The 11,335-nt window shown below is 73.5% G+C and carries 8 protein-coding genes and 1 pseudogene; 6 read left to right on the forward strand and 3 right to left on the reverse strand.

The annotated features are described in order from the left end of the window. Positions 1-278 precede the first annotated feature (278 nt). The 3 genes from ACFVIM_RS27480 (at position 279) to ACFVIM_RS27490 (ending at position 3,533) form a co-directional block, all read left to right on the forward strand. On the forward strand, positions 279-854 hold the full coding sequence (locus ACFVIM_RS27480) for a hypothetical protein (protein WP_384306594.1): 576 nt from the start codon (positions 279-281) through the stop codon (positions 852-854). A gap of 458 nt (positions 855-1,312) precedes the next feature. Next, positions 1,313-2,911: an apolipoprotein N-acyltransferase gene (lnt, locus tag ACFVIM_RS27485; protein ID WP_384306597.1), complete on the forward strand. Its 1,599-nt coding sequence runs from the start codon at positions 1,313-1,315 to the stop codon at positions 2,909-2,911. A 109-nt stretch (positions 2,912-3,020) separates the two neighbouring features. Then, positions 3,021-3,533 carry an NUDIX domain-containing protein gene (locus tag ACFVIM_RS27490; RefSeq protein WP_384306600.1) on the forward strand — a complete coding sequence of 171 codons (513 nt, stop codon included), beginning with the start codon at positions 3,021-3,023 and terminating at the stop codon, positions 3,531-3,533. Positions 3,534-3,570: 37 nt separating this feature from the next. Here the strand turns inward: ACFVIM_RS27490 and ACFVIM_RS27495 are convergent, their stop codons facing one another. From ACFVIM_RS27495 to ACFVIM_RS27505, 3 genes and pseudogenes are all read right to left on the reverse strand, one after another. Continuing rightward, positions 3,571-5,883 carry an FtsX-like permease family protein gene (locus ACFVIM_RS27495; RefSeq protein WP_384306602.1) on the reverse strand — a complete coding sequence of 771 codons (2,313 nt, stop codon included), beginning with the start codon at positions 5,881-5,883 and terminating at the stop codon, positions 3,571-3,573. Between the two features lie 363 nt (positions 5,884-6,246). After that, positions 6,247-6,954, reverse strand: a pseudogene (locus tag ACFVIM_RS27500) (ABC transporter ATP-binding protein); the annotation flags it as partial. After that, positions 6,951-7,460, reverse strand: coding sequence for a PadR family transcriptional regulator (locus ACFVIM_RS27505; protein WP_384306605.1), 510 nt, complete (start codon positions 7,458-7,460; stop codon positions 6,951-6,953). The pseudogene ACFVIM_RS27500 and the gene ACFVIM_RS27505, both read right to left, overlap by 4 nt. A 199-nt stretch (positions 7,461-7,659) precedes the next feature. On the opposite strand from ACFVIM_RS27505, the gene ACFVIM_RS27510 reads away from it, so the two are divergent. The 3 genes from ACFVIM_RS27510 to ACFVIM_RS27520 all read left to right on the forward strand — a co-directional run. Continuing rightward, complete coding sequence (locus tag ACFVIM_RS27510; protein WP_384306608.1) at positions 7,660-8,931, forward strand: ABC transporter substrate-binding protein; 1,272 nt, start codon at positions 7,660-7,662, stop codon at positions 8,929-8,931. Positions 8,932-9,149: 218 nt separating this feature from the next. Then, positions 9,150-10,841 carry an alpha-amylase family glycosyl hydrolase gene (locus tag ACFVIM_RS27515; RefSeq protein ID WP_384306611.1) on the forward strand — a complete coding sequence of 564 codons (1,692 nt, stop codon included), beginning with the start codon at positions 9,150-9,152 and terminating at the stop codon, positions 10,839-10,841. Positions 10,842-10,852: 11 nt separating this feature from the next. Further along, positions 10,853-11,335 (forward strand): hypothetical protein (locus tag ACFVIM_RS27520; protein WP_384306613.1); only part of this gene is annotated, 483 nt, incomplete at its 3' end.

The raw sequence follows: 11,335 nt of genomic DNA on the forward strand, positions 1-11,335 counted from the left end.
GCGCTGCGCCGCCTGGGCGAGCGGCCCGTGCCGGACGCGGCGCCCGCCGGACGGCTGACCGTGCTGCTCAGCGGTCGCGCGTCCGCGCTCCCCCCGGCCGCGCTGCGCTACGAGGAGGCCCGGCTGCTCCGGCCGGTGACCGCGGCTCGCTGATCCGCCTGGCCCTGTCCCGGGCGTCGCTCCGGGCTTGGCGCGCTGCCACCGCGCGGGGAGGTACCCGGGCGATCCGGCGCCGCGCGCTCGGTGCCGGTCCGCCCGTCGCTGGGTACGCTGCTGGCATGACGGACCACCCCCCTGATTCGTCGCCCCCCGCCGCGTACCCCGCGGAGCCCGTGTCCGCGGTGTGGACCGGTCGCGCGACCAATCGCATGCAGTGGCTGCTCGCCGTCGCGGGAGCCGCCTGTCTGGCCCTCGGTGTCGTCCTGGCCGTCGACTCCACCTGGACGTCCGGGATCGCCCCGCTGCTGATGTCGGTCATCGGCTGCGTCGCCGCGGGCCTCCTGATCCTCTACGGCACCCTCGCCTTCGTCCATGTCGCGGTCACGGTCGACAGCGACGCCGTGGAGGTGCGCTGCGGGTACATGGGGGTGCCCCGGCGCCGGATCCCGCTCTCCCATGTCGTCGGCGCCGAGTTCGCGCCCCGTGTCACCCCACGGCACTGGGGCGGCTGGGGGTACCGCTGGCGGCCCGACCAGGGCACGGCCGTGGTCGTCCGCCGGGGCGAGGGACTGATCGTCACTCTGGGTGATGGAAGAACGTTCACGGTGACCGTCGATGACGCGGAGGCCGCGGTCCGGGCGATCCAGGCCCGGCTGCGCGCCGCGGGCGGCGGTCCGGGCCTCGCCCGCGCCTGACGGAACGGCCGCCGGATAACCCCGACCGGCCGCCGCCGGACGGGATGTCCGGCGCGACGGCGCCGGCCACCGCCACTGGCCCGGTCCGGGGAAGCGTCCGCGCCACCCGGCAACCCGTACCCAGGACAGGAGCTACCTGCCCTGGGTACGCGCGGTGAACGGCCACACAGCCAGCCCCCTCGCGCCGGGGCGATCCCGATCCCGGGGCCGGGCGGCGGCTGGTCGGCCCGAGCGGTTCGGTGCGGCACCCGATCGGTGCGGTGGGGGCCGTGCCCGGTCCGGTGCGGGACTCGATCGGTGCGGTGGGGGCCGTGCCCGGTCCAGCGGGACCAGCCGGGGTGCTCGGGCCGCCATGACGGCTGATCCCGCGCCAGGACGGGAATCACCCGAATGACGTAGTCGTCGGCGGGATTCCCCACCTGGCCCCCCGCATACCCCCTCACCGTAGACTCGCGCTCGTGAGCACCACGATCACCCCCGTCGAGACCCCCGACCCCGCGCGCGCAGCCACCGCCCCGCCGTGGCGGCGTCTGGTGCGGCCCGTCGCCGCCCTCCTCGCCGGGGCCGGGCTCTTCCTCAGCTTTCCGCCCCGGCCCCTGTGGTGGCTCGCGGTCCCCGCCTTCGCGCTGCTCGGATGGTGTCTGTACGGGCGCCGCCCGAAGGCCGCGTTCGGCCTCGGCTACCTCGCGGGCCTCGGCTTCCTGCTGCCGCTGCTGAGCTGGACCGGTGAGGAGGTCGGTCCGGTGCCCTGGATCGCGCTCGCCGCCGTGGAGGCGCTGTTCATCGCCGTCGCCGCCGTGGGCATCGCCGCCGTCAGCAGGCTCCCGCTCTGGCCGCTGTGGGGCGCGGCCGTGTGGATCGTCGGTGAGGCGGCCCGCGCCCGGGTGCCCTTCGGCGGCTTCCCCTGGGGCAAGATCGCCTTCGGCCAGGCGGACGGGGTCTTCCTCCCGCTCGCCGCCCTGGGCGGCACTCCGGTGCTGGGCTTCGCCGTCGTGCTCTGCGGCTTCGGGCTCCACCGGACGGCCGTGGCGCTGCTCGCCTGGCGGCGCACGGGCGCCCTGCCGCGCGGTCCGGTCGTGCTGGCGCTCCTCTCCGTGGTCGCGCCGGTGGCGGCGGGCCTCGCCGCGAGCCCGCTGGTCGACCCGTCCGCCGAGGACGGCACCGCGACCGTCGCCGCGATCCAGGGCAATGTGCCCCGGCTCGGCCTCGACTTCAACGCACAGCGCCGGGCCGTCCTCGACAACCACGCGCGCCGCACCGAGCAGCTCGCCGCCGAGGTGAAGGCGGGCCGGTCGCCCGCGCCCGACTTCGTCCTCTGGCCGGAGAACTCCTCCGATCTCGACCCCTATCGCAACGCGGACGCGCGGCTGGTGATCGACCAGGCCGTCAGGGCGATCGGCGTCCCCACGGTCGTCGGCGCCGTCCTCACCCCCGAGACCGGCAAGCTCCGCAACACGCTGATCGAGTGGGACCCCGAGCGCGGCCCGGTCGACACGTACGACAAGCGCCATGTCCAGCCGTTCGGCGAGTACATCCCGATGCGGTCCTTCGTCCGGCTCTTCAGCTCCGACGTGGACCGGGTACGGCGTGACTTCGGGCCCGGTGACAAGGTCGGCGTCTTCGACCTCGCGGGGACCAAGGTCGGACTGGTCACCTGCTACGAGGCGGCCTTCGACGACATGGCCCGCGACACCGTCGTGGCCGGGGCCCAGATGATCTCCGTACCGAGCAACAACGCCACCTTCGGCCGCAGCGAGATGACCTACCAGCAGCTCGCCATGTCACGGGTACGCGCCGTGGAGCACGGCAGGTCCGTGGTGGTCCCGGTCACCAGCGGGGTCAGCGCGGTGATCATGCCGGACGGCGAGGTGGTCCAGAAGACCGAGATGTTCACCCCGGACGCGCTCGTCGCCGAGGTGCCGCTGCGCTCGTCGCTGACCCCGGCCACCCGGATGGGGATCTGGCCCGAGGCGCTGCTGGTGCTCTGCGGCGTGGCCGGTCTGGGCTGGGCGACGGCGATGGCGCTGCGGGCGCGGCGCGTCGCGCCGGGGGCATAGCGGCACCGCCGTCGGCGGGTCGTTTCGTCGGCGGCCGGGGCGCCGCCGCCGCCGACGGGTCGTGTCGGCCGCCGGGGCGCTGTCGGTACGGGCGGCTAGCCTCGGGATCATGGGCACACCTGATTTCATCCGCGAGATCCGGGCCAGCGCGGGCCACCAGCTCCTGCTGCTGCCGGGCGTCAGCATGATCGTCTTCGATGAGGAGGGGCGGGTGCTGCTGGCCCGGCGCTCCGATGACGGCCGCTGGTCGGTCATCGGCGGGATTCCGGAGCCCGGTGAGGAGCCCGCCGCCGCCGCGGTCCGCGAGGTCTTCGAGGAAACGGCGGTCCGCTGTGTCGCCGAGCGGGTCGTGCTCGTCGCGGCGCGCCCGGAGCCGGTCACCTATCCCAACGGGGATGTCTGCCAGTACATGGACATCACCTTCCGCTGTCGCGCGGTCGGCGGCGAGGCCCGGGTGAACGACGACGAGTCGCTGGAGGTCGGCTGGTTCGGCCTGGACGAGCTGCCCGAGCTGTCGGAGCGCGCCCTCTTCCGTATCCACCAGGCCCGTTCCGACGGCCCCGCCTGGTTCCGCCCGGCGCCCTCCCCTCCGGCGGCGTCCATGACGGTCGGGCGGTCCTGAGGGCTCAGCGTCGGCGGGACCGACCGGGCGGGTCCGGTCAGCGGGGTGTCAGACCGGGGTCCGGGGCGCTGCGGCGTTCGGCGCGGATCGCCGGGACCAAGGCGAGGGCGGCCGAGGCGAGGACCAGCCCCAGTGCGGTGAGCAGCAGAGGGAAGGGGCCCGGGGTCAGGGCGAGGCCCGTGCCCACGCCCGACGCGGCGCCCTGGGCGTCGATCAGCGGACCGGCGACCAGGACACCCACGACCGTCCCGAGCAGCGCGGCGGCGCCCGCCGTCAGCGCGCAGTCGGTGACCACCACGCCGACGAGCTGGCGCGGGGTCAGTCCGATGGCCCGCAGCGCCGACAGCTCACGGGAGTGGACCCAGACGGCGGAGCTGACCGAGGCGGCGAGTTCGGCGACGGCGATCAGGGCGAGCACCGCGACCAGGGCGCCGAGTACCCGGCTGATCGGCCCGGCCGAGCCGGTCGAGCCGTCTGGGGCGGGGGTGCGATGGAAGTCGGCGCTGGGGAAGGCGGCCTCCAGATCGCCTTTGACCCGGTCCGGGTCGGCGCCGGGGCGCAGCAGCAGTGCGTAGGGCTGGGCGTTCTTGGCGGTGCCGTCGTCGCGCAGGGTGTCGAGGGTGGCGGAGATGGTCAGCCCCGCGTGCTGTGGCTCGATGGTGCGGCCCACCACATGCAGGACGTGCGGGGTCGCGCCCACCGTCAGCCGCACCCACGCACCGATCCGGATCTGTGCCGCGTCCAGCAGCCCCTGGCCCGCCACCGCTTCATGGACGGCGGCCGGAGTGCGGCCCTCCACCACGGTGAACGGATAGGGCAGCTCCGTCGTGCCGAGCCCGCGCAGTGTGACCGAGCGGGACTGGGCCGGCAGCAGTGCCGGGACCTCGACCGCCGGATAGAGGGCCCGGACGTCCCGGTGGGCGGCCAGCCCGTCCAGCGCACGCGCGTCGAGCGTGCCCGCGGTGTTGAGCGAGGGCGTGGGGCTGAGCCGTCCACTCCCTCCACCGTCGCCGCTGAGGGAGTTCAGCGTCGCGACCGCCGACAGCGCCACTGTGATCATCATGATGGGCAGGGCGAGCCGGGCGACCCGGGCCAGGAAGCGCCGACGCCGGTGAACCGCGCCGCGCCAGCCCAGGACGAGCGGTGGTGGCACGCCCCTGCCGAGCGCGGCCCTCGCCATCCGGGACATCCGGCGGGGTGCCGGACGCGCCGTCCGGGCCATGGGGATCGGCGGCACCCGGGCCGCCCGCCACGCGGCGAACGCGGAGGCGGCGGCGATGACCACGACCGTCACCGCCCCGACGGCGGCGGCCGCCGGGATCGTGCCCGGCAGGGCCAGCGCATGGGCCATCGCCTCACCGATCGAACCCGGTACCCCGGGCCCCACCAGCCGCACCGCCAGTGTGCCCGCCGCCACCCCGGCCAGTGCCAGCGCCGTGTGCTGGAGGAGGAACATCACCGTCGTCTGCGCCGGGGTCATCCCGATCGCCTTGAGCACGGAGACATCCCTGAGCTGTCCCAGCACCCGGCCACCGACCCCGCCGGTGACGGCGGCGGCCGCGGCGAGCAGCGCTCCGGCCCCGAAGACCCGCAGCAGCAGCCCGAGCAGACGATGGTCGTCCGCGGCGGCGTTCCGGGCCTCCCGCCAGTTGGAGACCTCCTTGACATGGTTCGCCTCCACCGACGCGGACACCTGCCGGACCACGGACTCCACCGTGCGTGGGTCCTCCAGCCGCAGCCCGGCCATATGGAAGACCGGGGTCACATCCGTGTACTGGCTGACGGTGGCCGGGGACGCCCAGCCGATGCCCCGGCGCTTGTCGTCGAACGAGGTCTCCGCCGTCGCCACGATCCCGACCACCCGCAGGCGGTACGGGGACGGCTTGCCCGGAGTCCGTACATCGAGCCAGTCACCGGGCTGGACCCACAGGGCGCGCGCGGTCGACTGCTCCAGCACGATCTCCTTCTTGCCACCGCTGAGCCGGGAGCCGGTCAGCAGCCGTGCCGCGCCCAGCACGGCGTCCTCCCGCCCGGCCTCGCGCAGATCCACGGAGGCGGGGCGGGAGGATCCCTGGAGGGTGAGAGCGAGGGTGCGGTACGGGCCGGACATCTCGCGCACCCCGTCGAGTTCGGCCAGCCCGTGGACGGCGGCGTTCTGGTCGAGCCGGAGCCAGACATGGTGACCACGGGTCTCGGCGAAGAGCCGCTCCCAGGGGCTCGCGGCGAACTGGAAGAGGGCGGCGGAGAGCAGCAGGGCGGCGGTGATGCCCGCCGTCGCCAGCGCCAGGGTGGCGGCCTGTCCCCGGTGGGTCCGCAGATCGGCGGCGGCCCACCGTACGATCGCGCGCACCGCTCACTCCCCGGGTACGGCGGGAGCGGGGCGCGCCGGACGGCCGTCCACGCCGTCACCGTCGCGGGACTGAGCACCGGAAGGTCCGCCGGGGTCACCGGGATCGGCGGGATCACCGGGATCGGCGGGATCGGCGGAGTCGGCTGGGTTGTTGGGACCGTCGGGCCGGTGGAGACTTCCGTGGCTGCCCGGATCATCGAGGCCGTCGGGACCATGAGGACGGTCGGGGCCATCGAGATCGCCCGGATCATCGGAGCCTCCCGGCTCCCCGAGGAGCCCCCCGCCCAGGGTGCCCCCGCTGACGGGTCCACCGCCCAGCGTCCCCGGGCCCTTGTCCCGGCCGCTCCCGTCTTCGCCGCCGTCTCCCTCCCCCAGCCGGAACTCGTCGATGATCCGTCCGTCACTGAAGGTGATCACCCGGTCGGCCCTGCTCGCCACCTTCCCGTCATGGGTGACGAGGACGATCGACTGCCCCTCCCGGTGCAGCTCGGAGAAGAGCGCCAGTACGTCGCGGGTGCCCCGGCTGTCCAGGCTCCCCGTGGGCTCGTCGGCGAGCAGCAGGTCGGGACGGTTGACGAGGGCGCGGGCGAGCGCGACGCGCTGCTGTTCGCCGCCGGAGAGGTCGCCGGGCAGCAGGTCCGCCGCTTTCTCCAGCCGCAACTGGGCGAGCAGCGCGTCCGCCGCGGTCCGGCTCTCCCGTCCGCCCCGGCCCGCGAGCAGTGCGGGCATCTCGATGTTGTCACGGACCGTCAGTGTGGAGACGAGGTTGAAGAACTGGAACACGACACCGAAGCGCCGTCGGCGCAGTACCGCCCAGTGCGCCTCGCTGAGCCCGTCGACCCGCCGTCCGTCCAGGGTGATCGTCCCGCTGTCGGGCCGCTCCAGTCCGGCGAGCAGATGCAGCAGCGTGGACTTGCCCGCGCCCGAGGTGCCCGTGATCGCCACGAACTCGCCGCGCGCCACGCTGAGATCGACTCCCCGTACGGCGGCGACCCGCACCCCCTCGCTCGTATGGCTCTTGGTCAGACCGGAGACGGTCAGCAGGGGACGGTCGGCGCCGGTACGGGTCATTCCAGTTCCTCCTGGCAGCGTTCCAGCCAGTCGAGATCGGCCTGGAGATGGAGGGTGGCCCCCTCGATCAGCAGCTCGGCGATGCGATGGTCATCACCGGGGTCGGGGCGCTCTCCCTTGCTCAGAGAGCGCAGGACGTTGAGGCAGTGGCGGCGGTGCCGGTTGATGAGGCCGATCTGGTCGGGTCGGCCCGCGCGGTGTGCCAGGGCGAGCTTCATGAAGAACTCGTCCCGCACCCGCAGGGCTTCGGAGGGTGACTCGTACCAGATGTCGACGGCCTCCCGCCCCGCGTCCGTGATCTCGTAGATCCGCTTGTCGGGCCGGTCCGACTGGCTGACATGGCGGCCCTCGATCAGCCCGGCTTGTTCGAGTCGGCCGAGAGTGACGTAGATCTGGCCGATGTTGGGCAGAGGATAGGCCGGGCCGAGGAGCTTCTCCAGAGCCTGCCTCAGCTCGTACCCGTGGGCGGGCCCACCGGCGAGCAGCGCCAGCAGATGAAGACGCACGGTGCCGGTATCCCTCCTAGGACGAGTGGCTGGACGCGTCGCCCGGGGCCGCTACAGGACTGCGAATCAACGGTTCCGCGGTCACGTCGGCCCGTGGCCCTCCATGATGCCTGGTACGGACCCCGGCCGCCGACGCGTCCGGGACGCGGGCAGCGTATCCGTACCACCGGAGCGTACGGTGACGGGGGAGGGCGGGGAGATGGCGCGCTGGGGACGGGCGGTGGGCCGGTTCGCACTGGCGGCGGTGGTGGTGCTGGCGGCCCTGTCCGGGCCGCAACCACGGGGCGGGGGTTGTCCGTCCGGCGACGGCAGGGGGCCGCTGACCCTGGCGACCGGCAAGGACCTCACCAGATACCTCCGTGGTGTGCTGGCCGGCTGGAACCGCGACCGCCCCCGTGAGCGGGTGAGGGTGGCGGAGGTGGGTACGGCGGCGGACGAGGTGCGTCAGCAGATGCGGGAGAGCCTGCGGTCCGGTGACCGCGCCTACGACGTGCTGAACATCGATGTCGCCTGGACCGCCGAGTTCGCCGAGGAGGGCTGGCTCGCCCCGCTGGACCCGGACGGGCTGCCGCTGGACCAGCTGCTGCACAACGTCCGGCGCACCGCCGTCCACGAGGACCGCCTCTACGCCGCGCCGTACGTCACCAACGTCGGGCTGCTCTTCTACCGCAAGGACTTCCTGAAGTCCGCGGGTGCCGATCCGCCCCGCACCTGGGCGGAGCTGGCGCGGCTCGCGGCCAAGCTCGCGCGCCACTACGGCGTCGACGGCTACGCGGGGCAGTTCCTTCCGTACGAGGGACTGACGGTCAATGTGCTGGAGGCCGTCCTGTCGGCGGGCGGGCCGGTCACCGGACCGGACGGCCGTGTGACGGTCGACTCCCCCCAGGCGCTCACCGCGCTCTCCTTCCTGCGCCAGGGTGTACAGGAAGGATGGATATCCGAGGAGGCGTTGGGCTACCGGGAGGAGGAGTCCCGGCAGGCGTTCCAGGCGGGGAAGCTGGTCTTCCTGCGCAACTGGCCCTATGTGTACACGGAGGCCATGTCGCCGGGCTCGCCGGTCGCCGGGAGGGTGGGGGTGGCGCCGCTGCCGGGGCTGAACGGGCCGGGCACGGCGGTGCTCGGCGGATCCAACATGGCCGTCAACGCCTGTACCCGGCATCCGCGGTCGGCCGCCGATCTGCTCGCCTACCTGCTCAGCGCCGACGTACAGCGCCAGGTCCTCACCGCGGGCGGGCTGCCGCCGGTCCGCGCCTCGGTCTACGAGGATCCGGCACTGAAGCGTGACTACCCCCATCTCACCTTGGTGAGGAAGGCCGTCCAGGGGGCCCAGGCACCGCGCAGCAGTCCCCGGTACGAGCAGATGACCCTGGTGATCGCCGTCCTCGCGCGCGATGCGCTCGCGGGCAAGACCAGCCCGCGCGCGGCGCTGGAGCGCATGGAACGGGAACTGCGCCGGATCGCCGGGGAATGATCCGGGCGCACCCCATCCCCCTGCATACGCGTTAGGTACCGGCATCTCGCCCACTCCCGCCTTCCTGACGCGACCACTCGCGTGTGTGTATCCATGACCTTCGTACGGGTCAAACCCGGTCGGTTGGCACCGACTTGACGCACAAGGGTTGACGGTACTCCACCCTGCCTACCTAACATGAATGTAGGAACGCACCTGTGATACAGGGAAGGTGACGTATGTTCACAGCAACGGGGGACGTCACCGCCCGGCGCGACGGCCGACGGCCGCACGGGGTCCGGACGGGGGACACGGGGCAGTGGTGGCGTGACGCGGTGATCTACCAGATCTACGTCCGCAGCTTCCTCGACAGCACGGGAGACGGCATCGGTGACCTCGCGGGCGTACGGGCGGGGCTGCCCTACGTCCGCAAGCTCGGCGTCGACGGCATCTGGCTCAGCCCCTTCTACCCCTCACCCCAGCACGACCACGGCTATGACGTGGCCGACTACCAGGGGATCGACCCGCTCTACGGCGACCTGGCCGAGTTCGACCGGCTGGTCGACGACGCGCACACGCTCGGCCTGCGGGTCATCATCGACATCGTCCCCAACCACTGCTCCAGCGAGCACCGCTGGTTCCATGACGCCCTGGCGGCCGAGCCCGGCAGCGCCGCGCGGTCGCTCTTCCACTTCGCCGAGGGCAAGGGCGAGCGCGGCGAACTCCCGCCGAACAACTGGCGGGCCATGTTCGGCGGCCCGGCCTGGACCCGGGTGCCGGGCCGGGACGGCACCCCCGGCCAGTGGTACCTCCATCTCTTCACCCCCGAACAGCCCGACCTCAACTGGCGTGACCCGCGCGTCGGCGACCACTTCGAGCGGATCCTGAGGTTCTGGCTCGACCGCGGGGTGGACGGCTTCCGGATCGATGTGGCCTGCGGGCTCTTCCGCCATCCGGAGCTGCCCGACTCCGACGACCCCGGCGCCGACGAGCGCGCCCGTGACGCCGTCAACCCACTGGCCTGGAACCAGCCGGAGGTGCATGGCATCTGGCGGCGCTGGCGCGCGGTCTGCGAGTCCTACACCGCGCGCGACGGCGTGGACCGGCTGCTGGTCGGTGAGGTCTCCGTACCGACCGCCGCCGATCAGGCCGCCTATGTCCGCCCCGACGAGCTGCACCAGGCGTTCTTCTTCCATCTGCTGAGTGCCCCCTGGGACGCGGCGATCTTCCGCAAGGTGATCGACGACGCCCTGCGCGACATCGCGGGTACGGGATCGACCGTCACCTGGGTGCTCAACAACCACGACCAGGTGCGTACGGTCACCCGGTACGCGGGGGACAGCGGCGCGGCGGGCGCGGCCCGGGCGCGGGCGGCGGCACTGCTGATGCTCGCGCTGCCGGGCGCCGCCTATGTCTACCAGGGCGAGGAACTGGGCCTGCCCGAGGTGGAGTTGCCCGACGAGGTGCTCACGGACCCCATCTTCCGGCGGACCGGTGACCGGCGGTTCGTCCGCGACGGCTGCCGGGTTCCGCTGCCCTGGTCCGGTCATGCCTCGCCGTTCGGCTTCACCGGAGCGGACGGCGCCGCCGCGCCCTGGCTGCCCCAGCCGGGCTGGTTCGCCCACCACACCACCGACCGGGCGCTCGGCGACCCTGGCTCCTTCTGGCACCTCTACCGCAAGGGGCTCGAACTGCGCCGCCGCTGCCGGGGCGCGTCGGGGCCCGGGGGGCTGCACTGGTTCGACACCCCGCCCGGTGTCCTCGCCTTCGCCCGCACCGACGGACTGGTGTGCGCGGTCAACTTCCGCGGCGATCCGGTCCCGGCCCTGGTCCAGGCGGTACCCCTGCTCACCAGCGGGCCCTGGACACCGGGCACCCTCGCGGCCAACTCGGCCGCCTGGTGGGCCATCGACGACCTGCCGGAACTCTGAGGACCTGACCCATGGGGCTCCGGACCGGCCACGCCACCGCCGCGCACACCACGGACACCGCCTCGGGGCGGGAACGGATGCCCCGGGTGGTGGCGGTCTCCGTCGACCCGGCGGCGACCCTCACCTGGATCGGCCCGACCCGCCAGGCGTGCCGGCTGAAGACGGTCGTACGCCCCTGGGGCGACCAGCTGGCCTATGAGTATCTGCGCCACACCCGGGGCGTGCTGGCCCTGCTCGACGCCACCGGGCGCGAGCCCGTGAGCGAACTGGCCCAACGGGTCCGTTCCCTGAGCCTGCTCGCCCCGGTCACCGTCACGGTCGCGCCGGACTCCTCGGTCGACCCGTCCGCGCTGCTGTCCGTCGGCGCGGTCAACGTCCTGCGCCGCGGGGGATCCGCCGCGGCCCAGGCCGCGCGCATCACGGCCGATGTGCGCTGGCTGTGCCGGGGGCTCGTCACGGGGGGGCCAGCCCCCGGCACGGAGACGGCGCGGGAG

The organism is Streptomyces sp. NPDC057638 (assembly GCF_042800315.1).
Taxonomy (GTDB): Bacteria; Actinomycetota; Actinomycetes; order Streptomycetales; family Streptomycetaceae; genus Streptomyces.